The following is a 25,450-nucleotide window of genomic DNA, read 5'->3' on the forward strand; positions in this document are numbered from 1 at the left end:
CATCCATTTAACACCGAACCAACAAAACAGCATTTTGATCTGTGTTATTCACTCAAAACGACTAATTATTTCTGAAATGATCGGTTATTGGTGATCTGTTTCACAGTTAATCCCTTTTCCCTGGATAAAATGACCATGCTTTCAATTACTGAAAGGAAACTGAACATGGAAAACAATAATCGTTTAATGCCCCATATAAGGCGGACAACACATATCATGATGTTTGCCCACCGAAACTGTTTTGACTTTCATCTCTTTAACGCCCGGTAGTCCTTCGACTTCTGGCGCATCTGCTTACAGGTCATCCTGAAAAACGCTATTTTACAGGCTGTTGCCTGTGAACACCTGCGCTCATTCCTTGTGATTCAGATTCTCCGCAACCGGGCGGACTGAATTCTACTCAGCAAAAAAGCAATTAACTGATTTCGTATCAGCGGACACGCTTTGCTTTTTTTCCGGAAATAATCGATTTCTTTACCGCAAGAAGTCGAGGGCCCCATATTGCCTGAAATAAAGAGATAAAGATGAAAACGTTAAAAATTGCCGTCAGCCGTGCCTGCCCTGAATGCTTTACCACTTCGCGCGACATTGTGGATATCACCGCATCGGATTATATTGATGTGGCAGCCGTGGTTCTGGCCGTCAGCGATATTTTCAATGGCGCCATAGAAGAAATAGAAGCCACGGGATTCGGTATTCCGGTGTTTATTGCCACGCATAAAGAAGAAAGGGTTCCGGCTGAATTTCTGTCGCGTATTCACGGCGTTTTTGAGTACTCCGACACCAGCAATGCGTACTACGGACGCCAGCTTGAAGCGGCTGCGCAGAAGTACGAAACCCAGCTCCGCCCGCCGTTCTTCCGCGCGCTGGTCGATTACATCCAGCAGGGGAACAGTGCGTTTGACTGCCCCGGACATCAGGGAGGCCAGTTCTTCCGCCGCCATCCGGCCGGAAACCAGTTTGTCGATTTATTTGGCGAAACGCTTTTCCGCGCCGATCTGTGCAATGCCGACGTGGCAATGGGCGATCTGCTGATCCATGAAGGCGCGCCATGCATCGCCCAACAGCATGCGGCAAAAGTCTTTAATGCGGATAAAACCTACTTCGTGCTGAACGGCACCTCCTCTTCCAACAAAGTGGTGCTCAATGCCCTCCTCACGCCAGGCGATCTGGTGCTGTTCGATCGCAATAACCATAAATCTAATCACCACGGAGCACTGTTACAGGCAGGCGCGACGCCGGTGTATCTGGAAACGGCGCGCAACCCGTACGGGTTTATCGGCGGTATTGACGCACACTGTTTCGACGAGAGTTACCTGCGGGAACTGGTGTCAGAGGTCGCGCCTGGTCGCGCGCGGGATGAACGTCCGTTCCGTCTGGCGGTGATCCAGCTGGGCACCTACGACGGTACCATTTATAACGCCCGTCAGGTGGTGGATAAGATTGGTCACCTGTGCGATTACATTCTGTTTGACTCCGCCTGGGTGGGTTACGAGCAGTTTATCCCGATGATGGCCGACTGCTCACCGCTGCTGCTGGAGCTGAACGAAAACGATCCAGGCATTCTGGTTACCCAGTCGGTGCATAAGCAGCAGGCGGGCTTCTCGCAAACCTCGCAAATCCATAAGAAGGACAGCCATATAAAAGGCCAGGCGCGCTATGTCCCGCATAAGCGCCTCAACAACGCCTTTATGATGCACGCCTCCACCAGCCCGTTCTATCCGCTGTTTGCCGCCCTGGATATCAACGCCCGCATGCACGAGGGGCAAAGTGGGCGCAACATGTGGATGGACTGCGTGGTGACCGGTATCGAAGCACGGAAACTGATCCTTCAGAACTGTCAGTTTATTCGTCCGTTCGTGCCAGAGACGGTGGATGGCCGTCCATGGGAAAGCTGGGATACGGCAGAGATTGCTACCGATCTGCGCTTCTTCCATTTTGTTCCGGGCGAACGCTGGCACGCCTTTGAGGGATATGCCGAGCATCAGTATTTTATCGATCCCTGCAAACTGCTGCTGACCACGCCAGGCATCAACGCCCGCACCGGCGAGTACGATGATTTCGGCGTGCCCGCCACCATCCTCGCCAACTTCCTGCGTGAAAACGGCATCGTGCCGGAAAAATGCGACCTCAACTCCATTCTCTTCCTGCTCACCCCGGCGGAGGACATGGGCAAATTGCAGCAGCTCGTCGCCCAGCTGGTGCGCTTCGAAAAACTGCTCCAGAGCGATGTGCCGCTGAAAGAGGTTCTGCCCTCTCTTTATAAGCAACATCCGGAACGTTATGCGGATTATACCCTGCGTCAGATTTGTCAGGAGATGCACGACCTCTATGCCCGCCATAACGTGAAGCAGCTGCAAAAAGAGATGTTCCGCAGGTCTCACTTCCCGCGCGTCATGATGAACCCGCAGGAGGCGAACTATGCCTATCTGCGCGGTGAGGTCGAGCTGGTGTCCCTGCGCGACGCGGAAGGCCGTATCGCCGCGGAAGGCGCGCTGCCTTACCCACCGGGGGTGTTGTGCGTGGTTCCGGGGGAAGTCTGGGGCGGTTCCGTGCTGCGCTACTTCGCCGCGCTGGAAGACGGGATCAATCTGCTGCCGGGCTTTGCGCCGGAGTTACAGGGGGTTTACGTCGAGGAGTGTGACGGTCGCAAACAGGTGCGCTGCTACGTCATCAAACAACCTGCCGCTCAGCCATCGCTGCTGAAAGGAGAAAAATTATGAGTAAGGCCAACAAGATGGGCGTGGTGCAACTCACTATTCTCACCATGGTGAATATGATGGGTTCGGGGATCATCATGCTGCCCACCAAGCTCGCTGAAGTGGGGACGATTTCGATTATCTCCTGGCTTGTTACCGCCGTGGGTTCGATGGCGCTGGCATGGGCCTTTGCCAAGTGCGGAATGTTCAGCCGCAAGTCCGGCGGGATGGGTGGCTATGCCGAATATGCGTTCGGTAAGTCCGGTAACTTTATGGCGAACTATACCTACGGCGTGTCGCTGCTGATCGCCAACGTGGCGATTGCCATTTCCGCTGTCGGTTACGGCACGGAGCTGTTTGGGGCGACGCTGACCCCGGTGCAGATTGGGCTGGCAACCATCGGCGTGCTGTGGATCTGTACCGTCGCCAACTTTGGCGGCGCGCGCATCACCGGACAACTTAGCAGCATTACCGTCTGGGGCGTGATCATCCCGGTTGTCGGCCTGTGCATCATCGGCTGGTTCTGGTTCAGCCCGACCCTGTACGCCAACTCCTGGAATCCGCATCACGTACCGTTCTTCACTGCCGTGGGATCGTCCATCGCCATGACGCTGTGGGCCTTCCTCGGGCTGGAGTCAGCCTGTGCGAATGCGGAAGTGGTGGAAAACCCGGAGAAAAATGTGCCGATCGCGGTACTCGGCGGGACGCTGGGGGCGGCGGTGATCTATATCGTCTCGACCAACGTGATTGCGGGAATTGTGCCCAACATGGATCTGGCCAACTCCACGGCGCCGTTCGGGCTGGCGTTTGCGCAGATGTTTACGCCGGAGGTAGGGAAAGTGATCATGGGACTGATGGTGATGTCCTGCTGCGGCTCGCTGCTGGGCTGGCAGTTCACCATCGCTCAGGTGTTTAAATCCTCGGCTGACGAAGGTTATTTCCCGAAAATCTTCTCCCGCGTGACCAAAGCGGATGCGCCAGTGCAAGGGATGCTGGCGATTGTCATCTTCCAGAGTGGTTTGTCGCTGATGACTATCAGCCCGTCACTGAACAGCCAGTTTAACGTGCTGGTCAACCTGGCGGTGGTGACGAACATCATTCCGTACATTTTGTCGATGGCGGCGCTGGTGATTATTCAGAAGGTGGCGAAGGTTGATCCGCGCAAAGCCCGTGCGGCCAATATTGTGGCGCTGATTGGTGCAATTTACAGCTTCTATGCGCTCTATTCCTCCGGCCAGGAAGCGATGCTGTATGGTGCGATGGTGACCTTTATGGGCTGGACGCTGTACGGTCTGGTGTCGCCGAGATTTGAATTGAAGAACAAGCACAGTTAGGTAAAAGCAAAACGGCAACCCTGAGGTTGCCGTTTTTAGTGTTTTCTCCCTCTCCCCGTGCGAGAGGGCCGGGGTGAGGGCATCAGCCCGCACCAAACACCACTTACGCGTTTTTCAGCACTTCGCTGACAATCTCTACCGCTTCTTTCTCAATCTGCTGACGATGCTCAGCGCCGAGGAAGCTTTCGCAATAGATTTTGTACGCATCTTCCGTACCGGATGGACGCGCGGCGAACCAGCCGTTTTCGGTCATCACCTTCAGGCCGCCGATGGATGCGCCGTTACCCGGTGCCGCCGTCAGACGCGCGGTGATCGGGTCACCTGCCAGGGTGCTGGCGCTGACCATCTCCGGAGAGAGTTTTGACAGAGCTGCTTTTTGCGCAGACGTGGCGCCAGCCTGGATACGGTTATAGCTTGGCGCACCGAAACGTTCCGCCAGCTCGTTGTAATGTTCCTGCGGGTTCTTACCGGTGACCGCGGTGATTTCCGCCGCCAGCAGGCACATGATGATGCCGTCTTTATCGGTTGACCATGGGGTGCCGTCGAAGCGCAGGAAGGATGCCCCCGCGCTCTCTTCACCGCCAAAGCCGAAGCTGCCGTCGTGCAGACCGTCAACAAACCACTTGAAGCCCACCGGCACTTCCACCAGCTTGCGGCCCAGCGCATCGACCACACGGTCAATCATGGCGGAAGAGACCAGCGTTTTACCCACCGCGACCTCTTTGCCCCACTGCGGACGGTGCTGGAAGAGATAATTAATGGCCACAGCCAGGTAGTGGTTCGGGTTCATCAGCCCAGCCGGGGTGACGATACCGTGACGGTCGTAGTCCGGGTCGTTAGCAAACGCCAGATCGAACTTGTCGCGCAGCGCCAGCAGGCCAGCCATTGCGCATTCGGAGGAGCAGTCCATACGGATCGCGCCGTCTTTGTCCAGGTGCATAAAGCGGAAGGTCTGATCGACGTGATCGTTCACGATGGTCAGATCCAGCTTGTAGTGCTCGGCAATGCGTTTCCAGTATTCAATACCGGAGCCGCCCAGTGGATCCACGCCCAGCTTCAGACCGGCTTTCTGGATAGCGGCCATATCGACGATATCCGCCAGCCCTTCCACGAACGGCTGAACCAGATCCTGCTCTTTAACGTGGCCGGAGGCCATGGCTTCATCCAGTGAGATACGCTTCACGCCGTTCAGACCGTTAGCCAGTAACGCGTTGGCGCGATCTTCCACCACTTTCGTGACGTTGGTATCCGCCGGGCCACCGTTTGGTGGGTTGTACTTGATGCCGCCATCTTCCGGTGGGTTGTGGGACGGGGTGATCAAAATGCCGTCAGCCTGCGCGCCACCTTTTTTGTTGTGTACCAGAATAGCGTTAGACACCGCAGGCGTTGGCGTGAAACCGTTGTTCTCCTGAACAATCACGTCTACGCCGTTCGCCGCCAGCACTTCCAGCACGGAGATAAAAGCAGGTTCAGACAGGGCGTGGGTATCTTTCCCTACATAGCACGGACCGGTGACGCCATTTTTGGCGCGCTCTTCCGCGATGGCCTGAGCAATGGCCAGAATGTGCGGTTCGTTAAAGCTGTGGCGCGCCGCGCTGCCGCGGTGGCCAGATGTACCAAACTTCACTGCGTGTTCTGCGTTGCCCACCACCGGTTTCAGCACGTAGTACTGCGCGGTCAGTTGAGCGACGTTAATCAAATCGCGTTGTTGCGCAGGTTGTCCTGCACGGCTGTGATTTGCCATTGCCTGGTCCTTCTGATGCAAGGGTTAAATTGTACCGCAAACCTTTTCGATCAATTCCGCCGGGAACTGCATGGACTGCATGATATGTTCGATCATGCTGCACTTGCGGCCCGTATTGGTATTAGTGATCACCCAGTATGGCGTACCGGGAACGTGTTTGGGTTTGGTTTGGTTGCCATTTTGCAGCAAGGTCTGCTCGTCGCCTGCGAAATAAACGCGCGTGCGACCGTGCAGCGACTCTGTCGCTTCTGCAAATGCGTTGTTATCCAGTGAGTAAAGTGTAGACAGCACCAGCATAAAGCGGTTAACGGCCTTTTTCTGCTCGGCATATTCATCGGACAGCAGCAGCTCGCGCATCGCGCGCACTTTGTCCTTTGCCGGCATGACGGCAGGTTTTACTTGTGCAACAACGCTCGGCTGAGACACGACATCTTTAGTGACAGGAGTGGGCTGTGAGGCGGCGGAAATTTTAAGCATGCGCCGTAAAATGTCGGACGCGCTCTCCCCAATATGCCGCGTCTGGCTGGCAATATACTGATAGAGTTCGTCATCAACTTCGATTGTTTTCATCTTAATCCAGTGCGATATCTTATCTGAATACAAGTCGTTGAGATTATAAGGTCAAATCCCAACAGCGGATAGCGTCAAACCAGGTTGGCGGCAAAAGTCAGATTAAACTGGATCCTTGCCCCCGGGCGGCAGAATGGTCAACATGATACCCTAACCTGACAAACCTAAAAAAAGAACTTTGCCATGAAATTGAATACCCGAGCGCAAACTGCACAATCGCCGAACAATAATTCTCCCATCGTACTGGTTCACGGCCTGTTTGGTAGCCTGGATAATCTGGGTGTGCTGGCGCGCGATTTAGTGACCGATCACGAGATCCTCCAGGTTGATATGCGCAATCACGGTCTTTCAGGGCGCTCGGAGGAGATGACGTACGCAGCCATGGCGCAGGATCTGCGGGACACCCTCGATGCGAATAATATTCAGAAAGCGACGCTTATCGGGCATTCAATGGGCGGTAAAGCGGTGATGGCGCTCACTGCGCTGGCACCTGAGCGAATTTCCGGGCTGGTGGTCATCGACGTTGCGCCCGTCAATTACGACGTTCGCCGTCACGATGAGATTTTTGCCGCCATCAATGCGGTCACCGAAGCGGGTGTCGCAACCCGCCAACAGGCGGCTGCCGTTATGCGCGAGCATCTTGATGAAGAAGGCGTGGTCCAGTTCCTGCTGAAATCGTTTGTTGACGGGCAATGGCGCTTTAACGTCCCGGTGCTGTGGGATCAGTATTCGCATATTGTGGGCTGGGAAGCCGTCCCCGCCTGGCCGCACCCTACCCTTTTTATTCGCGGCGGCAACTCCCCTTACGTCACTGACGCGTACCGTGACGCGCTGCTGGCGCAATTCCCGCAGGCTCGCGCTCACGTCAGTGCGGGTGCCGGGCACTGGGTACACGCGGAAAAACCGGATGCCGTCCTGCGCGCCATTCGCCGCTATCTTACTGATACAGCGAATTGATTAAAAAGCCAGCGACCGGAAGACGACGGGCTTCCAGTCGTTGGCGTGTGGATTTGGGTGATGTATGATGGCGCGCTTATCGCCCGGGCATTAGCAGGGCGGCGTGTTTCCCCCGAAGTCTCAGAATCATGGCCAAAGAACAAACGGACCGTACGACACTAGATCTGTTCGCGAATGAGCGTCGACCGGGACGACCGAAAACGAATCCGCTTTCGCGCGATGAACAGCTGCGTATCAATAAACGCAACCAGCTTAAACGCGATAAAAATCGTGGGCTTAAGCGTGTCGAACTGAAGCTGAATGCCGATGCCGTCGATGCGCTTAACGAATTAGCTGACGCGCGCAACATCAGCCGCAGCGAATTGATCGAAGAGATGCTGATCGCCCAGCTTGAGACGTTACGCGGCAAGGCGTGAGTCAGAAAATCCCCAATATTACCTTTTTCATGTAGCACAGAGTGCAGTCCTGCGTGATAGCTGTTTCCGCAGGGTTGCCTGTTCTGCTATTATTGCCCTTATCCGTGGACAATTTGCGCCACCATACCATTAAGTTTCAAGAGGTTATTTTACTCATGGCAATCATCGGCATTTTCTTTGGCAGTGATACCGGCAATACTGAAAATATCGCAAAAAACATTCAAAAACAGCTCGGTAAAGACGTTGCTGATGTGCATGACATCGCCAAGAGCAGCAAAGAAGATCTCGAGGGCTATGACATCCTGCTGCTGGGCATCCCCACCTGGTACTACGGTGAAGCACAGTGTGACTGGGACGATTTCTTCCCGACGCTGGAAGAAGTAGACTTCAACGGCAAGCTGGTTGCCCTGTTTGGCTGTGGCGATCAGGAAGACTATGCTGAGTATTTCTGTGATGCGCTGGGCACTATTCGCGACATCATTGAGCCACGCGGTGCGGCGATCGTCGGTCACTGGCCAACGGCGGGTTACCATTTCGAAGCTTCCAAAGGTCTGGCAGATGACGATCACTTCGTTGGCCTGGCCATTGATGAAGACCGTCAGCCAGAGCTGACCGCTGAGCGTGTAGAAAAATGGGTTAAGCAGGTTCGGGAAGAGTTGAACCTGGACGATATCCTTAACGCCTGATATCCCTGCGGCGCAACTCCGGTTGCGCCCGTTTTCCAGGTAAAACCGATTAAATTAATTGCTACAAACTTTTAACTTTTTCGCCCAGACCTGTACAATATCCCCCTGGTAAAAAGTGGGTGCCATCGAACAAGTTTGTTGGTGATACCACGTTTTTATAAGCATACTTTGCTTGAGACTTGCAGTTTTCATTTAGCCATGGCAGTTCTATAATGAGACGCATTATCCCAAGTGCATTTTCTGTCACTTCTTCTTTTGAAGTGAATCGTTTAGCAACAGGACAGATTCCGCATGACTGACAACAATACCGCATTAAAGAAAGCTGGCCTGAAAGTAACGCTTCCTCGGTTAAAAATCCTTGAAGTGCTTCAGGGGCCAGACAATCACCATGTCAGTGCGGAAGACCTTTATAAGCGTCTTATCGATATGGGTGAAGAGATTGGGCTGGCAACCGTCTATCGTGTGCTGAACCAGTTTGATGACGCGGGCATTGTTACTCGTCATAATTTCGAAGGCGGTAAATCCGTGTTCGAGCTGACTCAGCAGCACCACCACGATCACCTGATCTGCCTCGACTGTGGCAAGGTCATTGAATTTAGCGATGATTCCATTGAATCACGCCAGCGTGAAATCGCCGCCCGTCATGGCATCCGCCTGACCAACCACAGCCTGTACCTGTACGGTCACTGCGCTGAAGGTGATTGCCGCGAAAATGAACATGCGCACGACGCAAAATAAGTGAGTGTTCATACTCTGAGCCAGCCGTGAGGTTGGCTTTTTTTTGCCTGGAAAAAGCCCGGTGGCGCTGCGCTTACCGGGCCTACGGGCTGTGACACCGTTGTAGGTCCGGTAAGCGCAGCGCCACCGGGCGTAAAGCAACTTATTTATTGTTATTGCGTATCTCGTTCCAGATCTTATCGCAACGCTTCGCCACTTCCTGATCGTTACCGGTTTTCCGCGCCTGGATACAGGCCTGGTAATCCATCACGCGAACATTTTCCTGCGTCGCAAACTGCTCATGCGCTTTCTCTTTTTTCAGCACATTCAGCACGCTCTGACAGGCTTCAATTTTCTCCGGCGATCCTTCGGCAGTATTAATACAGGCGCTATACGCCTCCTTCAGACGGGAGTCTTCTTTCTGCGCCTGATCATGCGCACACGCCACCATCCCCGATGCCAGCAGCGCAACGGTTACCATTTTTTTCATCATATGCAGTCTCCATGCTGGCGGGATCTCGCCCGCCAGCGTGTTCATCAGAAGATTGTAAATGGCGCAATGACCATGAATTTCACGTCACGTTCATCCTGGAAGATGTTGCCGTAGCCGCCCGCGTAGCTCGGGATATCGGAGTGGTTGTCATACTGGGTGAAGTGCAGTTTGAACATCGTGCCTTTCGCACGGCCCTCCTGAAGGGTATAAATCGCATCCAGACTGTATGAAGACTCTTTCAGACGGTAGTTCGGATCGTAGTACGCGTCTGGCGTTGCCATATCCCCGGGCTTCGCATCCCAGGCGTACGCGTAGGATGCTCCCACTGCCCAGCCGGGCAGGTTCCAGTTTTTCAGGTCATACATTGCCCCGAAGAAGACCGCCTTTTCGCCGTCGGCGTTAAAGTCAGAGCGGTTATCCCACCAGATATCCAGACGACCGTTAGAGGAGGCGTAGGTAGGCGTCATACGTTGCAGGAAGTAACCCTGCTGCCCTTCTGCCTTGACCCATGTTCCCTCCAGACGCAAATCAACCTGACCTACCTTGTAGCCGAAGGTCAGCGCCTGTAACCACGCGGTGCCGTCATAGATATCATTTACGCTGCCATCACTGACCTTGTCGCGCGTACCGTAGAACTGATAGCTGGTGCTCAGCGGGCTACCCGCGATATCAAATTTGTAGCTGGCTTTAGCAAAGTACTGATCGATATAGCCTTCAGCCTGACCAAATGCAGCTTCCAGCACCAGATCGTTTTTAAAGTCGTACTTCGCTCCCAGCGAGTGGAGATAATCAACTTTGGTTTTTTTATCGTTCTGATAGAACTTGTCCATCTCAATGTGCCACGGCGCTTTGTACTCGTTGGTCCACATATAGGAGAAGCTCAACGCCCCCGCATCGCCGTAGTCAAAATTAGCACCGGCTTCCGCCCCCTGATAGGTGCCTGGCATAAAGCTCCAGTGCGGCGCTAACAACGTCTGGCCGGTTGGCTGGATATAACCACCCCGCGCCCAGACCGGGCCATATTTGAATTTTGCAGCCGCTTTATACAGGCTGATACCGCTTTTATCGCCGGACCAGTCTTCGTCGTAGGCTTTATTACTGGAGGAGAACGCAATTTCGTTCGGATGGCCGCTGTCGCCATTTTCGGCCATTTCAATTGCGGTGAATGCGGCAATATCGATCCCGAACATATCGGCGGCATATCCCGACTGGAAATCCAGGTTGGCGTTCCATGTCGAGTGAGAAAGGTTGGTTTTGTATTTATCTTCAGTGACGTCTTTACGGTCACGCTCACGCTGCCAGTAATAAATACCGCCTGTGAGGGTGGAATCTTCAATGAAACCTGCTGCTTTTGCCTCTGGCGCAATCACCAGGCCCGACATTGCTGTCACACTGGCAATAGCCAGCGCCAGCGCACTACGTTTGCCACTAAACGTACGCATAGATTATTCCTCTTTGACGAATTAAAACGCCCTAAACGGCGAAAAACAGAAAAGACCAAATGGTCAGGGGTAGTCAGAAATACCCTCGAATTAACTACCGTCTTTAGGTTATTTTTCGCGACGCGAATTATCAATGGTTTTAATCAGGCAAAAGTCAGGATTATGACGAAGAGCACATATTTCGTAGTGCTTTGTAACATTTACCGGGAAGTGAGTACTGGCGGGGGAATGCGCTAGTTTTCAGTAAGTAACATTGATATTGTGAATATATTTTTCAGTGTTTCTGTTTTTGGAAAACAACAAACTTTTTTTAAATAAAATAAGTAGCACCACATTGACCTGGAATGTTGGGTTTAAATGATTATCCCGATGCTTAACGACATGATCGTTAAATAAAAAAACGCCGCATTACGCGGCGTTTGTTTCTCATTGACCAGAGCAGCGTTATTATTCGCCGATCTTAGTCCAGGTATCACGCAGACCGACGGTACGGTTAAATACCGGTTTTTCTGCCGTGCTGTAACGGCTGTCCAGGCAGAAGTAACCCTCACGTTCAAACTGGAACGCTTTACCGGCTTCAGCGGCTTTCAGAGACGGCTCGGCATACCCCTGCTTGATAATCAGAGACTCAGGGTTAATGACCGCCAGGAAGTCCTCCGCAGCGCCTGGATTAGGCACGCTGAACAGACGATCGTAGAGACGGATCTCAACCGGCAGCGCATGCTGCGCGCTCACCCAGTGGATTACACCTTTTACTTTACGGCCATCCGCCGGATCTTTACTCAGCGTCTCTGCGTCGTACGTACAGAAGATGGTCGTGATGTTACCTTCCGCATCTTTCTCTACGCGCTCGGCTTTGATCACATAGGCGTTACGCAGACGCACTTCTTTGCCCAGCACCAAACGCTTGTACTGCTTGTTCGCTTCTTCGCGGAAGTCGGCGCGATCGATCCAGATTTCACCGCTGAACGGCACGTCGCGGGTGCCCATTTCCGGTTTGTTCGGATGGTTAGGCATCGAGACCTGTTCGCTTCCGCCCTGCGGATAGTTTTCGATAACCAGTTTCACTGGATCGATCACTGCCATCGCGCGCGGCGCGTTTTCGTTCAGGTCTTCACGAATGCAGGATTCCAGAGACGCCATTTCGATGGTGTTGTCCTGCTTGGTGACGCCAATACGTTTGCAGAACTCACGAATGGACGCCGAGGTGTAGCCACGACGACGCAGGCCAGAGATGGTCGGCATACGCGGGTCGTCCCAGCCTTCAACGTGCTTGTCGGTGACCAGCAGGTTCAGCTTACGCTTGGACATCACGGTGTATTCCAGGTTCAGACGAGAGAACTCGTACTGACGCGGATGCACAGGAATGGTGATGTTATCCAGCACCCAGTCGTACAGACGACGGTTGTCCTGGAATTCCAGCGTGCACAGAGAGTGCGTAATGCCTTCCAGCGCATCGCTGATGCAGTGGGTGAAGTCGTACATCGGGTAGATGCACCACTTGTTACCGGTCTGGTGGTGTTCAGCGAACTTAATGCGGTACAGCACCGGATCGCGCATCACGATGAACGGAGACGCCATATCGATTTTGGCACGCAGACACGCTTTACCTTCTTCGAAGCCACCGGCACGCATTTTTTCAAACAGCGCCAGGTTCTCTTCCACGCTACGATCGCGGAACGGGCTGTTTTTACCAGGCTGAGTCAGCGTACCGCGGTATTCACGGATTTCGTCAGCTGACAATTCGTCGACGTATGCCAGACCTTTGTTAATCAGTTCAACCGCGTAGGCATACAGCTGATCGAAATAGTCTGAGGAGTAGCAGATATCGCCAGACCAGTTGAAGCCCAGCCATTGCACGTCGTTTTTTATCGACTCAACGTATTCGATGTCTTCTTTTACTGGGTTGGTGTCATCGAAACGCAGGTTGCACTGCCCCTGGTAATCTTGCGCAATACCAAAGTTCAGGCAGATCGATTTGGCGTGACCAATGTGCAGGTAGCCATTTGGCTCCGGCGGGAAACGCGTGTGGACTGTGGTGTGCTTACCACTGGCCAGATCTTCATCGATGATCTGACGAATAAAGTTACTCGGGCGGGCTTCTGCCTCACTCATCGTGGATTCCTCAAAGCGTAAACAACGTATAACGGCATATGATCTTATAAGCCGGACGTAGTGACAACCCTTAAAACGTCCCGGAAGAAAATAATGGGGGCAATTGCTGCAAAAAAAAGCGGCGGAGGATATCCCCCGCCGCTAAAGGCATAACTCTACTCAGGAGCGATTACTTGCCTTTAATCTCATACAGTGGCGTCTGGCCTGCAACTACCTGCCCCTGCGCCTGGATCACCAGACCGCTGAAGTCGTCGATGTTGCTGCACACGACCGGGCTTATCATGGAGCGCGCGTTAGCATTCAGGAAGTCCAGATCCATTTCCAGAATCGGCTGGCCTGCCGCCACTTCAGCACCCTCTTCCACCAGGCGAGTAAAGCCCTGGCCGTTCAGCGCAACGGTATCGATACCCATATGGACAACGATCTCCGCGCCTTTTTCCGTTTCCAGGCAGAACGCATGGTTGGTGTTGAAGATTTTCACGATAGTACCGGCAGCCGGAGAGACCACGGTTTTGTCCGTTGGTTTTACCGCCACGCCGTCACCGACCGCTTTGCTGGCGAACGCTTCGTCAGGCACCTGTTCAAGCGCAACAACGTCACCTGTCACCGGAGAAACCAGCGCAGCGATGGTCACCGCGTTTGGCACAGCCTGCGGTTTTGCAACCGGCGCGTCAGCCACCGGTGCGTTATCCGTTGAGGCGGCAGCGACCGGCCCACGGGCAACCACTTTTTTCATTTCATCGCCGATAGATTCGGCCTTCGCACCCACGATAACCTGGATGGTTTGTTTGTTCAGTTTCACCACACCAGACGCACCCAGGCGTTTGCACATTGTATCGCTCACGCGCGCGGAGTCGCCTACGGTCAGACGCAGACGGGTAATACAGGCATCGATCGCTTTCAGGTTGTCGGTGCCACCCACAGCGGCAATGTAGCTGGTTGCCAGTTGGGTTAAACCCTCTTCGGTATTGCTGTTGGCTTCACTGGTCACAACATCATCTTTCGTATCTTCGCGACCAGGCGTCTTCAGGTTAAACATACGAATAACCGCGCTGAACAGAACGAAGTAGATAACGAAGAAGATCAGGCCCATCACCATCAGGATCCAGACGTTGCTGCTTGCCGCCGGCAGGTTGTACATCAACACATAGTCGATGGCGCCTGCGGAGAAGGAGAAGCCAGCATGGATACCCAGAAGGGTGGCGACGAACAGGCTGATACCGGTCAGGATCGCGTGCATCAGATACAGCAGCGGAGCCAGGAACATGAACAGGAATTCCAGTGGCTCGGTCACGCCGGTCAGGAAGGCGGTGATCGCAACGGACAGCAGCATCCCGCCAACCATTGGGCGACGCGCTTTCGGCGCAGCCAGGTACATTGCCAGCGCCGCGCCAGGCAGACCAAACATCATGATTGGGAAGAAGCCAGACATGAACATGCCCGCGGTGCCGTCGCCTGCGTAGAAGCGGTTGATATCACCGTGGAATACCGCGCCGGCCGCGTTGGTGAACTCACCAATCTGGAACCAGGCGATGGTGTTTAGTACCTGATGCAGACCGGTTGGGATCAGCAGACGGTTAATGAAACCGAAGATGCCCGCGCCCATTGCGCCCGCAGACACGATCCACTCGCCACCCGCATGGATAGCATGCTGCACCGGTGGCCAAACGTAGCCAAAGATGGCGGCGAGGATCAGACAGAAAAAGCCCGTCGCAATCGGCACAAAACGTTTACCGCCGAAGAAGCTCAGGAAGTCAGGAAGTTTGATACCTGCCCAACGGTTGTACACGGCGCCACCCACCAGGCCAGTAATGATACCTGCCAGCACACCCATGTTGATTTCAGGATTGATGGTTACCATCGCTTTCGTGAGGATGAAGTAACCGACAGCCCCTGCCAGTGCCGCGGCACCCGCGCTGTCTTTTGACCAGCTTGACGCCACACCGATGGCGAAAATCAGCGCCAGGTTGTCAAAAATTGCGCCGCCTGCCTGGGCAATAAACGGCACGTTAAGAAGATCGGGTTGCCCGAATCGCAGCAGCAATGCTGCAACCGGTAGCACGGCGATAGGGAGCTGCAAAGCCCTACCGAGGCGCTGGAAAAAACCTAAAATATTCATCCTATTCCCCCTACGAGACCCTTTGTTAAGACTCGCGCATAAACTATGTTTTTATTGTGTCACGAACGATAGATACAGTTGATGATTCACTGGCAGTGTGAGTGTGTGAAAAATTAATTCGTATCGCAAATTAAACACCTATTTTTTGTGATTATTGTCACCAAATATCGTATTAAACCCTCCCTGTCACTGGCTAACGACGAAAACTTATTTTATCATTCAAAAAATCAAGACGGATTGATCCGGCCTGAAAGGTTCCAGGTTACGCTTAGTTCAGGTTGCACTAATCATCCGCCCACTTTTACTTAAACTTTAGAGGTGAATAATGAGACTGATTCCCCTGGCAACAGCTGAACAAGTCGGAAAATGGGCTGCTCGTCATATCGTTAATCGCATCAACGCGTTCAAACCAACAGCCGATCGTCCTTTCGTTCTCGGTCTTCCAACCGGCGGCACGCCCCTGACCGCGTATAAAGCTCTGGTTGAAATGCACAAAGCGGGCCAGGTTAGCTTTAAACACGTTGTGACCTTCAACATGGACGAATATGTCGGCCTGCCAAAGGAACATCCGGAAAGTTACCACAGCTTTATGCACCGTAATTTCTTCGATCACGTTGATATTCCGGCTGAAAACATTAACCTGCTGAATGGAAACGCGCCTGATATTGACGCAGAATGCCGTCAGTATGAAGAAAAAATCCGTTCCTACGGTAAAATCCACCTGTTTATGGGCGGCGTAGGCAACGATGGTCATATCGCGTTCAACGAACCGGCATCTTCACTGGCTTCCCGTACCCGTATTAAAACGCTGACCCATGATACGCGCGTGGCTAACTCCCGCTTCTTTGACGGAGACGTCAATCAGGTGCCTAAATACGCGCTGACCGTGGGCGTGGGCACGCTGCTGGATGCCGAAGAAGTGATGATTCTGGTGCTGGGCGCGGTGAAAGCGCAAGCGCTTCAGGCTGCCGTTGAAGGCAACGTGAACCATATGTGGACGATCAGCTGCTTACAGCTGCATCCAAAAGCGGTTGTCGTGTGTGACGAACCGTCCACCATGGAGCTGAAAGTGAAAACGCTGAAATACTTCAACGAGCTGGAAGCTGAGAACATCAAAGGTCTGTAATTGAATAACCGCCTCTTTTATCCGGGGCGGTCGCTTTTTTTAACCGGGGGTCGATATGTACGCTTTAACCCACGGTCGGATTTATACCGGCCATGAAATTCTGGATGACCATGCGATTGTAATCGCCAATGGCCTGATTGAACGTGTTTGCCCGCTGGCGGAACTGCCGCCGGAGATCGAACAGCGTTCACTCAATGGAGCTGTAATCTCCCCCGGTTTCATCGACGTACAGCTTAACGGCTGCGGCGGTGTCCAGTTTAACGATACCGCAGAGGCGGTGACGGTTGAAACGCTGGAAATCATGCAGAAAGCCAACGAGAAATCGGGCTGCACCAGCTATCTGCCAACGCTGATCACCAGCAGCGATGACCTGATGAAACAGGGTATCCGCGTCATGCGCGAATACCTGGCAAAACATCCGAATCAGGCGCTGGGGCTGCACCTGGAAGGGCCCTGGCTGAATATGGTCAAGAAAGGCACCCATAACCCAAACTACGTGCGCAAACCGGATGCCGAGCTGGTGGATTACATGTGCGCCAATGCCGATGTGATCACCAAAGTGACGCTGGCCCCGGAAATGACCGGCACGGACGTTATCAGCAAACTGGCCGCCGCCGGGATTGTGGTATCTGCGGGCCATTCGAACGCGACGCTGAAAGAGGCGAAGGCCGGTTTCCGCGCAGGCATTACATTTGCCACACACCTTTATAACGCGATGCCCTATATTACTGGCCGCGAACCGGGACTGGTTGGCGCAATTCTGGATGAACCAGACGTCTACTGCGGCATTATCGCCGACGGCTTGCATGTCGATTATACCAACATCCGCAACGCCAAACGCCTGAAAGGCGACAAGCTCTGCCTGGTGACGGATGCTACCGCTCCGGCAGGAGCGAATATTGACCAGTTCATTTTTGCTGGTAAAACAATATACTACCGGAATGGACTGTGTGTGGATGAGAACGGCACGCTGAGCGGTTCTTCTCTGACGATGATCGAAGGGGTACGTAACCTCGTTGAACATTGCGGCATCGCGCTTGAGGAAGTGCTGCGCATGGCCACGCTTTATCCGGCGCGCGCCATTGGCGTCGATAAACAGCTCGGTGGTATTGCGCCAGGTATGGTTGCAAACCTGACGGCGTTCACACACGATTATAAAATTATTAAGACCATCGTTAATGGTAACGAGGTCGTCACTGAGTAAGTAAAAGTATGACACCAGGCGGACAAGCTCAAATCGGTAATGTCGATCTCGTTAAACAACTTAACAGCGCGGCAGTTTATCGCCTGATTGACCAGCACGGGCCAATCTCACGCATTCAGATAGCCGAACAAAGCCAGCTTGCTCCCGCCAGCGTGACAAAAATTACACGTCAGCTTATTGAGCGCGGCCTGATCAAAGAAGTCGATCAGCAGGCCTCCACCGGGGGCCGCCGCGCGATTTCCATCGTCACGGAAACCCGCAATTTTCAGGCCATTGGCGTTCGCTTAGGACGTCATGACACCACTCTTACGCTCTACGACCTGAGCAGCAAGGCCATTGCCGAAGAGCATTACCCCCTTCCTGAGCGCACGCAGGAGACGCTTGAACATGCGTTACTGAATACCATTGCGCAGTTTATCGAAAGCTGTCAGCGCAAGATCCGTGAACTCATCGCCATCTCGGTGATTTTGCCCGGCCTGGTTGACCCGGAAAGCGGCGTTATTCGCTACATGCCGCATATTAAGGTAGAGAACTGGGGGCTGGTTGAGGCGCTGGAAAAGCGCTTCAAGCTGACCTGCTTTGTTGGTCACGATATTCGCTCGCTGGCGCTGGCGGAGCACTACTTTGGTGCGAGCCAGGACTGCGAAGACTCTATTCTGGTGCGCGTTCACCGTGGTACAGGTGCGGGCATCATCTCGAATGGCCGCATTTTTATTGGTCGTAACGGTAACGTAGGCGAGATTGGTCATATCCAGGTGGAACCGCTTGGCGAGCGTTGCCACTGCGGTAATTTTGGCTGTCTTGAAACCGTTGCCGCCAACGCCGCCATTGAACATCGCGTTCGCCATCTGCTGGAGCAGGGTTACCAGAGCCGCGTCACGCTGGACGATTGTAAGATCGGCACCATCTGCAAAGCGGCAAACAAAGGCGATGCGCTGGCTTGCGAAGTGATCGAACAGGTAGGACGCCATCTGGGTAAGACCATCGCCATTGCCATCAACCTGTTTAATCCGCAAAAGGTGGTGATTGCCGGCGAGATCGTTGAAGCCGAAAAAGTGTTACTGCCCGCCATTGAAGGCTGCATCAATACCCAGGCGCTGAAGGCATTTCGCCAGAATTTGCCGGTGGTGCGATCTACGCTCGATCACCGCTCGGCAATTGGCGCATTCGCCCTGGTAAAACGTGCCATGCTGAACGGGATCCTGCTGCAACATTTGCTGGAATCCTGATCGGATCTTATAGTAACGCCTTCTTTTTTTGATGTCGGATTGTCCATGACCATTAAGAATGTAATTTGTGATATCGACGGCGTGCTGATGCACGACAACGTTGCCGTGCCGGGTGCTGCGGAGTTTCTTCACCGCATCATCGACAAAGGAATGCCACTGGTTCTTCTCACGAACTACCCTTCACAGACTGGTCAGGATCTGGCAAATCGCTTTGCTACTGCGGGCGTCAACGTCCCGGACAGCGTGTTCTATACCTCTGCGATGGCGACCGCGGATTTCCTGAAGCGTCAGGAAGGCAAAAAAGCCTATGTGGTTGGTGAAGGTGCGCTGATCCACGAGCTGTATAAAGCGGGCTTCACCATCACCGACGTGAACCCGGACTTTGTCATCGTGGGCGAAACGCGCTCCTTTAACTGGGAGATGATGCATAAGGCAGCCTACTTTGTCGCCAACGGTGCGCGTTTTATCGCCACCAACCCGGACACGCACGGTCGCGGTTTTTATCCCGCCTGCGGTGCGCTGTGTGCCGGTATCGAAAAAATCTCGGGCCGTAAGCCGTTTGTTGTCGGTAAACCGAGCCCGTGGATTATCCGCGCCGCACTGAATACGATGCAGGCACACTCAGAAGAAACCGTCATTGTGGGCGACAACCTGCGTACCGATATTCTTGCTGGCTTCCAGGCGGGGCTTGAAACCATCCTGGTGCTTTCTGGCGTTTCACAGCTTGATGACATTGATACGATGCCGTTCCGGCCAAGCTGGATTTACCCCTCTGTCGACGAAATCGACGTTATTTGATTCAGAACCACGCCTCAGGGCGTGGTTTTTCATTTCTGCTGTCTTAAAACATCACTTCATCTAACGAAATCAGCTCTTCATTGAGAAATCATCAATATAATTGCTTAAGGCATACACTTTTTTTAAGATTCGGCAATTGCCATTGCACTTTTTACGTTTTCATCGGTAAAACGCTTGCGCCCCCTCCCCTTTTTGCGGCATTTTCATAAGCAAGCAACATCACAACGCAACAGGGTTAACGGAGAAGGTTATGTGTTCTATTTTTGGCGTACTGGATATTAAAACTGACGCGGGCGAACTGCGTAAAAAAGCACTCGAATTGTCCCGCCTGATGCGCCATCGCGGTCCGGACTGGTCAGGCGTTTACGCCAGCGATAAAGCGATTCTGGCTCACGAACGTCTCTCCATTGTTGATGTCAACGCTGGCGCACAGCCGCTGTATAACGAGAAAAAAACGCACGCGCTGGCTGTTAACGGTGAAATTTACAACCATCAGGCGCTGCGCGCTGAGTACGGCGATCGCTACGCGTTTCAGACCGGCTCAGACTGCGAAGTGATCCTGGCGCTGTATCAGGAGAAAGGCCCGGAGTTCCTCGACGACCTGCAAGGTATGTTCGCCTTCGCCCTGTACGACAGCGAAAAAGACGCTTACCTGATTGGCCGCGACCATATTGGTATTATCCCGCTGTACATGGGACACGATGAACACGGTAACTTCTACGTTGCCTCAGAGATGAAAGCCCTGGTACCGGTATGCCGCACCATCAAAGAGTTCCCGGCAGGTAGCTACCTGTGGAGCCAGGACGGCGAGATCCGCCCGTACTACCAGCGCGACTGGTTTGATTATGAAGCGGTGAAAGACAACGTGACGGACAAAGCGGAACTGCGTCAGGCGCTGGAAGAGTCAGTGAAAAGCCACCTGATGTCAGATGTCCCCTACGGTGTACTGCTCTCCGGCGGTCTGGACTCCTCCGTGATCTCCGCGATCACCAAGAAATTCGCCGCACGTCGCGTGGAAGATCAGGAGCGCTCTGAAGCCTGGTGGCCACAACTGCACTCCTTTGCCGTGGGTCTGGAAGGGGCACCTGACCTGAAAGCCGCCCAGGAAGTGGCGAACCATCTTGGCACGGTGCACCATGAAATTCACTTCACCGTACAGGAAGGTCTGGATGCGATCCGCGATGTGATCTATCACATTGAAACCTATGATGTGACCACCATTCGCGCCTCCACGCCGATGTATTTGATGTCGCGGAAGATCAAAGCGATGGGCATCAAGATGGTGCTCTCCGGCGAGGGTTCTGACGAAGTGTTTGGCGGTTACCTCTATTTCCACAAAGCACCGAACGCCAAAGAGCTGCATGAAGAAACGGTGCGTAAGCTACAGGCGCTGCACATGTTTGACTGCGCGCGCGCCAACAAAGCGATGTCAGCCTGGGGTGTAGAAGCCCGCGTGCCGTTCCTCGATAAGAAATTCCTCGATGTGGCGATGCGCATCAACCCACAGGACAAAATGTGCGGCAACGGCAAAATGGAGAAACATATCCTGCGTGAATGTTTTGAATCCTACCTGCCGGCGAGCGTGGCGTGGCGTCAGAAAGAGCAGTTCTCCGATGGCGTAGGCTACAGCTGGATCGACACCCTGAAAGAGGTGGCGGCGAAACAGGTTTCTGATCAACAACTGGAAACTGCGAGCTTCCGTTTCCCGTACAACACGCCAGCCTCGAAAGAGGCGTATTTGTACCGTGAGATCTTTGAGGAGCTGTTCCCGGTTCCAAGCGCAGCCGAGTGCGTACCGGGTGGTCCTTCGGTCGCCTGCTCTTCTGCTAAAGCCATTGAATGGGATGAATCCTTCAAAGCGATGAACGATCCGTCAGGACGCGCGGTGGGCGTTCACCAGTCTGCTTATAAATAATGTCCAGACTATAATCAGGCCCTCCGGGGCCTGATTTTTTTGCCTCTCTTTTCCCGGCATAAAATCGATTAATAACCAATAATTGTCGAATATTCGGCCTCGCTGTTCGCAACCTAACCAAACAGTCACATTCCGGCTATTTTCATTGAAAAAGGTGTTGACGCTGCAAGGGTCTATACGCATAATGCGCCCCGCAACGCCGATAAGGTAACGCGAAAAAAAGATGGCTACGTAGCTCAGTTGGTTAGAGCACATCACTCATAATGATGGGGTCACAGGTTCGAATCCCGTCGTAGCCACCATCTTTTTTGCGGGAGTGGCGAAATTGGTAGACGCACCAGATTTAGGTTCTGGCGCCGCAAGGTGTGCGAGTTCAAGTCTCGCCTCCCGCACCATTCCCAGGTAAGCGTTGCACGGATGGGGTATCGCCAAGCGGTAAGGCACCGGTTTTTGATACCGGCATTCCCTGGTTCGAATCCAGGTACCCCAGCCATATTTCTTCGATCATGCGGTTCTCCGCGGTATTGGGGTATCGCCAAGCGGTAAGGCACCGGTTTTTGATACCGGCATTCCCTGGTTCGAATCCAGGTACCCCAGCCATCGAAGATTGCAGTACTGGCTACGTAGCTCAGTTGGTTAGAGCACATCACTCATAATGATGGGGTCACAGGTTCGAATCCCGTCGTAGCCACCATATTTACGTTATCGAATACGATTCGGTAAACTGAACATTGTTGGGGTATCGCCAAGCGGTAAGGCACCGGATTCTGATTCCGGCATTCCGAGGTTCGAATCCTCGTACCCCAGCCACTTTAAAGTCGTTAAGCAGTTTGTTTAACGCAATTGGGGTGTCGCCAAGCGGTAAGGCTCTGGTTTCTGATACCAGCATTCCGGGGTTCGAATCCCTGCACCCCAGCCACTTTAAACAAACAAGCCCGCTCTGCGGGCTTTTTTGTTTTTGTTGTTCAGAATAGTGCGGCCTGATGCCTTCACCCTAACCCTCTCCCACGGGGAGAGGGAATAAAGATCAGAGTCCGAGGGCGTACTTCAGGGCCTGACGCTTCAGACCACCGGCTCGTTCCGCTGCCATCAATCCAATATTGCGCACTATACGCACCGGACCAACATCATTGCTGAACCCGGCATAGAACAGATCCATCCCCGACTGCATAATGAAGTTATCCGCCATACGGCGCGTCTGGTAACGCTTCAGAACCTGATGGCTGGCCCAGGCTTCCGCGTGGGCGCGAGCGTTACCCAGCACATCCAGTAACGCATCGACGTCACGGTATCCCAGATTCACCCCCTGCCCCGCCAGCGGATGAATGGTGTGCGCCGCGTCCCCCACAAGCACCAGTCCTTCACGGGCATACTGCAACGCATGGCGTCGCATCAGCGGGAATGCGCCGGCGGCAACCGGGGTCACGTTGCCCAGACGGCTCGGGAAGTGCTGGCGGATTTCGCGCTGCAACTGATCCATGGACAGCCCCTGCAACTGTCGAATGCGCGCCGGTTTGTCGTACCACACCAGCGAAGCCCAGTTATCAAACAGCGGTAAGAATGCATGCGGGCCGTTCGGCGTAAAATGCTGCCAGGTGCTTTCGCCCGGCGCGTTTTCTGACTGAACGGTGATCAGCATGCAGGACTGCTGGTACTGCCAGGCATGGATCCCAATGCCTGCCATCTGCCTGACCTGCGAGTTCGCGCCATCCGCCCCCACCACCAGCTTCACGGCCAGCTCATCGTCGTTGTCCAGCGTCAGGAGATACCCGCCCTCATGACGATGCAGGCCTTTCAGCCAGTCCGGCACGCGCAGCGTCACCTTCGGGTGCGCCTCCAGCGCCTGCCAGAGTGCCTGCTGGAGCACGTTGTTTTCCACCATATAGCCCAGGCGCGGCAGTTTCAGCTCGGCGGCATCAAACGACACGTGAGCATTTTCCCACTCCCAGGTTTCGAGACGGCTGTAAGGATGCGCGCGCATCGCCAGCACCGCCTCCCAGACGCCCAGCCCGCGAAGCAGATCAACAGAGGCCGCGCTGATGGCGGAAATACGTACGTCCGGTTGGCTGGCAGGATCGAATGCCGGCGGAGCCGCCTGTTCAATAACGGTTACGTCAAATCCCTGCTGCGCCAGCCCCAGCGCCAGTGCGCCGCCGACCATACCGCCGCCAACAACGGCAACTTCGGTGTTCAGGAGTGTCATGGTCACTATTCCTTATTGAAGAATACCTTAAGTTTACCGGATTTTTGCGGCCCTGAGGTTGACAACCTTCATACTGGTCACAACCGCACCAAAGCATTACAATACGCGGCTTGCAATCCTGAGCTGAGCAAGTCGATGACTAAAAAACTCCATATAAAAACCTGGGGCTGTCAGATGAACGAATACGATTCATCGAAGATGGCCGATCTGCTGGATACCACCCACGGATACCAGCTGACTGAAAATGCGAAAGAAGCCGATGTGCTGCTGCTGAACACCTGTTCAATTCGTGAAAAAGCACAGGAAAAAGTCTTTCATGTGTTAGGCCGCTGGAAGCTTCTCAAACGGAAAAATCCGGACCTGATCATTGGCGTGGGTGGCTGCGTCGCATCGCAGGAAGGTAAGCTGATCCGCCAGAGAGCCCCCTATGTGGATATCGTTTTTGGCCCTCAGACCCTGCACCGCCTGCCAGAAATGATTAATCAGGTTCGCGGCAGCCGTAGCCCGGTGGTTGACGTGAGCTTCCCGGAGATCGAGAAATTTGACCGTCTGCCAGAGCCGCGCGCTGATGGCCCGACCGCCTTCGTCTCCATCATGGAAGGCTGCAACAAATACTGTACTTACTGCGTGGTGCCTTACACCCGCGGTGAAGAAGTGAGCCGCCCGGCAGACGATATCCTGTTTGAAATCGCGCAGCTTGCCGCGCAGGGCGTTCGCGAAGTGAACCTGCTGGGGCAGAACGTGAACGCCTGGCGCGGGGAAAACTACGACGGTACCACCGGCAGCTTTGCTGAACTGCTGCGTCTGGTGGCGGCGATTGACGGCATCGACCGCATTCGTTTTACCACCAGCCATCCGATGGAATTTACCGACGACATTATTGACGTCTATCGCGATACGCCAGAGCTGGTGAGCTTCCTGCACCTGCCTATCCAGTGCGGCTCTGACCGCGTGCTGAACCTGATGGGTCGTCCACATACGGTGCTGGAGTATAAGTCCACCATCCGCAAGCTGCGTGAAGCGCGCCCGGATATCCAGATTAGCTCCGACTTTATCGTCGGCTTCCCTGGCGAAACCGCTGATGACTTCGAGCGCACCATGAAGCTCATCGGCGAGGTGAATTTCGACGTCAGCTACAGCTTTATCTTCTCTGCGCGCCCGGGCACCCCTGCGGCCGATATGGTTGATGATGTACCGGAAGAAGAGAAAAAGCAGCGTCTGTATATTCTACAGGAGCGTATCAACCAGCAGGCCAACGCCTGGAGTCGTCGCATGCTCGGCACTGTCCAGCGTATTCTGGTGGAAGGCACCTCCCGTAAGAGCATCATGGAACTGTCTGGTCGAACCGAAAATAACCGCGTGGTGAATTTTGAAGGCACCCCGGACATGATCGGTAAGTTTGTGGACGTCGAGATTGTCGAAGTGCTCACGAACTCGCTGCGCGGGAAGGTGGTACGCACTGAGGATGAAATGGGTCTGCGAATTGCACAGACTCCGGAATCCGTTATCTCTCGCACCCGCAAGGTCAACGACTCTGGCGTAGGTATTTACCAGCCGTGATCCTCCTGGCCTGCCTGTCCGGCAGGCCTTGTATTTCCTCTCATCACCCCCAATATCTACCGTAACGCTTGCGCCTTTATTCTATGGCGTGAATAATTTCGGTAATGACCGTTTTATTACGCC

At 53.9% G+C, this 25,450-nt stretch carries 20 protein-coding genes and 7 tRNA genes; 20 read left to right on the forward strand and 7 right to left on the reverse strand.

Translation table 11 applies throughout. The features are described 5' to 3' along the window. The first annotated feature begins 165 nt into the window (after positions 1-165). The 3 genes from speFL (at position 166) to potE (ending at position 4,033) form a co-directional block, all read left to right on the forward strand. Positions 166-270: a leader peptide SpeFL gene (gene speFL / locus ACOTX4_RS04775; protein ID WP_003858645.1), complete on the forward strand. Its 105-nt coding sequence runs from the start codon at positions 166-168 to the stop codon at positions 268-270. A 254-nt stretch (positions 271-524) separates the two neighbouring features. After that, a complete protein-coding gene (gene speF / locus ACOTX4_RS04780; RefSeq protein WP_045332358.1) occupies positions 525-2,723 on the forward strand; it encodes an ornithine decarboxylase SpeF in 2,199 nt (732 codons plus the stop codon). Next, on the forward strand, positions 2,720-4,033 hold the full coding sequence (gene potE / locus ACOTX4_RS04785; RefSeq protein ID WP_003858648.1) for a putrescine-ornithine antiporter: 1,314 nt from the start codon (positions 2,720-2,722) through the stop codon (positions 4,031-4,033). The genes speF and potE overlap by 4 nt, the downstream gene beginning before the upstream one ends. A 103-nt stretch (positions 4,034-4,136) precedes the next feature. Here the strand turns inward: potE and pgm are convergent, their stop codons facing one another. Together pgm and seqA are read right to left on the reverse strand one after the other, a co-directional pair. Further along, positions 4,137-5,777, reverse strand: a complete 1,641-nt coding sequence (gene pgm / locus ACOTX4_RS04790; protein WP_045332359.1) for a phosphoglucomutase (alpha-D-glucose-1,6-bisphosphate-dependent) — start codon at positions 5,775-5,777, stop codon at positions 4,137-4,139. 24 nt (positions 5,778-5,801) lie between these two features. Next, positions 5,802-6,347 (reverse strand): replication initiation negative regulator SeqA, encoded by a 546-nt coding sequence (gene seqA / locus ACOTX4_RS04795; protein WP_003858650.1) that lies wholly within the window; start codon positions 6,345-6,347, stop codon positions 5,802-5,804. 183 nt (positions 6,348-6,530) lie between these two features. Between seqA and ybfF the strand changes: the two genes are divergently transcribed. From ybfF to fur, 4 genes are all read left to right on the forward strand, one after another. Further along, positions 6,531-7,304 carry an esterase gene (gene ybfF, locus ACOTX4_RS04800; protein ID WP_023324323.1) on the forward strand — a complete coding sequence of 258 codons (774 nt, stop codon included), beginning with the start codon at positions 6,531-6,533 and terminating at the stop codon, positions 7,302-7,304. Between the two features lie 128 nt (positions 7,305-7,432). Beyond that, complete coding sequence (gene ybfE / locus ACOTX4_RS04805; protein ID WP_003858652.1) at positions 7,433-7,720, forward strand: LexA regulated protein; 288 nt, start codon at positions 7,433-7,435, stop codon at positions 7,718-7,720. Between the two features lie 155 nt (positions 7,721-7,875). Beyond that, positions 7,876-8,406, forward strand: coding sequence for a flavodoxin FldA (fldA, locus tag ACOTX4_RS04810; RefSeq protein WP_003858653.1), 531 nt, complete (start codon positions 7,876-7,878; stop codon positions 8,404-8,406). A 291-nt stretch (positions 8,407-8,697) separates the two neighbouring features. Further along, positions 8,698-9,144 carry a ferric iron uptake transcriptional regulator gene (gene fur / locus ACOTX4_RS04815; protein ID WP_003858655.1) on the forward strand — a complete coding sequence of 149 codons (447 nt, stop codon included), beginning with the start codon at positions 8,698-8,700 and terminating at the stop codon, positions 9,142-9,144. 142 nt (positions 9,145-9,286) lie between these two features. Here fur and chiQ read toward each other — a convergent pair whose 3' ends face one another. The 4 genes from chiQ to nagE form a co-directional block, all read right to left on the reverse strand. Then, positions 9,287-9,613 (reverse strand): ChiQ/YbfN family lipoprotein, encoded by a 327-nt coding sequence (gene chiQ / locus ACOTX4_RS04820; RefSeq protein WP_045332454.1) that lies wholly within the window; start codon positions 9,611-9,613, stop codon positions 9,287-9,289. Between the two features lie 47 nt (positions 9,614-9,660). Next, positions 9,661-11,058: a chitoporin ChiP gene (chiP, locus tag ACOTX4_RS04825; RefSeq protein WP_045332361.1), complete on the reverse strand. Its 1,398-nt coding sequence runs from the start codon at positions 11,056-11,058 to the stop codon at positions 9,661-9,663. Between the two features lie 447 nt (positions 11,059-11,505). Further along, complete coding sequence (gene glnS, locus ACOTX4_RS04830; RefSeq protein WP_023315634.1) at positions 11,506-13,173, reverse strand: glutamine--tRNA ligase; 1,668 nt, start codon at positions 13,171-13,173, stop codon at positions 11,506-11,508. A 169-nt stretch (positions 13,174-13,342) separates the two neighbouring features. Next, complete coding sequence (nagE, locus tag ACOTX4_RS04835; protein ID WP_421635357.1) at positions 13,343-15,292, reverse strand: PTS N-acetyl glucosamine transporter subunit IIABC; 1,950 nt, start codon at positions 15,290-15,292, stop codon at positions 13,343-13,345. Between the two features lie 325 nt (positions 15,293-15,617). Here nagE and nagB point away from each other — a divergent pair, with 325 nt between their 5' ends. The 12 genes from nagB to ACOTX4_RS04895 all read left to right on the forward strand — a co-directional run bounded on the left by nagB (position 15,618) and on the right by ACOTX4_RS04895 (position 22,483). After that, positions 15,618-16,418, forward strand: coding sequence for a glucosamine-6-phosphate deaminase (gene nagB, locus ACOTX4_RS04840; protein WP_003858663.1), 801 nt, complete (start codon positions 15,618-15,620; stop codon positions 16,416-16,418). 55 nt (positions 16,419-16,473) lie between these two features. Beyond that, the gene (gene nagA, locus ACOTX4_RS04845) at positions 16,474-17,622 is read left to right on the forward strand and encodes an N-acetylglucosamine-6-phosphate deacetylase (protein WP_003858664.1); all 1,149 of its coding nucleotides are present in this window, start codon (positions 16,474-16,476) and stop codon (positions 17,620-17,622) included. An 8-nt stretch (positions 17,623-17,630) separates the two neighbouring features. Further along, positions 17,631-18,851 carry a DNA-binding transcriptional regulator NagC gene (nagC, locus tag ACOTX4_RS04850; RefSeq protein ID WP_003858665.1) on the forward strand — a complete coding sequence of 407 codons (1,221 nt, stop codon included), beginning with the start codon at positions 17,631-17,633 and terminating at the stop codon, positions 18,849-18,851. A 45-nt stretch (positions 18,852-18,896) separates the two neighbouring features. Then, positions 18,897-19,649: a ribonucleotide monophosphatase NagD gene (gene nagD / locus ACOTX4_RS04855; protein ID WP_003858667.1), complete on the forward strand. Its 753-nt coding sequence runs from the start codon at positions 18,897-18,899 to the stop codon at positions 19,647-19,649. Positions 19,650-19,899: 250 nt separating this feature from the next. After that, positions 19,900-21,564 (forward strand): asparagine synthase B, encoded by a 1,665-nt coding sequence (asnB, locus tag ACOTX4_RS04860; protein ID WP_003858669.1) that lies wholly within the window; start codon positions 19,900-19,902, stop codon positions 21,562-21,564. A gap of 225 nt (positions 21,565-21,789) precedes the next feature. Continuing rightward, positions 21,790-21,866: transfer RNA gene (locus ACOTX4_RS04865), tRNA-Met, on the forward strand. 8 nt (positions 21,867-21,874) lie between these two features. Next, positions 21,875-21,959 (forward strand) — tRNA-Leu (locus ACOTX4_RS04870). 23 nt (positions 21,960-21,982) lie between these two features. Beyond that, positions 21,983-22,057: transfer RNA gene (locus tag ACOTX4_RS04875), tRNA-Gln, on the forward strand. A 32-nt stretch (positions 22,058-22,089) separates the two neighbouring features. After that, positions 22,090-22,164, forward strand: a tRNA-Gln gene (locus ACOTX4_RS04880). Positions 22,165-22,181: 17 nt separating this feature from the next. Then, a tRNA-Met gene (locus tag ACOTX4_RS04885) sits at positions 22,182-22,258 on the forward strand. A gap of 41 nt (positions 22,259-22,299) precedes the next feature. Then, positions 22,300-22,374, forward strand: a tRNA-Gln gene (locus ACOTX4_RS04890). A 34-nt stretch (positions 22,375-22,408) separates the two neighbouring features. Continuing rightward, positions 22,409-22,483: transfer RNA gene (locus tag ACOTX4_RS04895), tRNA-Gln, on the forward strand. Positions 22,484-22,591: 108 nt separating this feature from the next. On the opposite strand, the gene ubiF is transcribed toward ACOTX4_RS04895, so the two are convergent. Next, a complete protein-coding gene (gene ubiF / locus ACOTX4_RS04900) occupies positions 22,592-23,767 on the reverse strand; it encodes a 3-demethoxyubiquinol 3-hydroxylase (protein WP_045332365.1) in 1,176 nt (391 codons plus the stop codon). 135 nt (positions 23,768-23,902) lie between these two features. On the opposite strand from ubiF, the gene miaB reads away from it, so the two are divergent. Next, entirely contained in the window at positions 23,903-25,327 is a 1,425-nt protein-coding gene (gene miaB / locus ACOTX4_RS04905; protein ID WP_003858672.1) for a tRNA (N6-isopentenyl adenosine(37)-C2)-methylthiotransferase MiaB, read from the forward strand. The last annotated feature ends 123 nt before the right edge of the window (positions 25,328-25,450 follow it).

Source organism: Enterobacter cloacae complex sp. IR5459, assembly GCF_049238005.1.
Classification (GTDB): Bacteria; Pseudomonadota; Gammaproteobacteria; order Enterobacterales; family Enterobacteriaceae; genus Enterobacter; species Enterobacter hormaechei_C.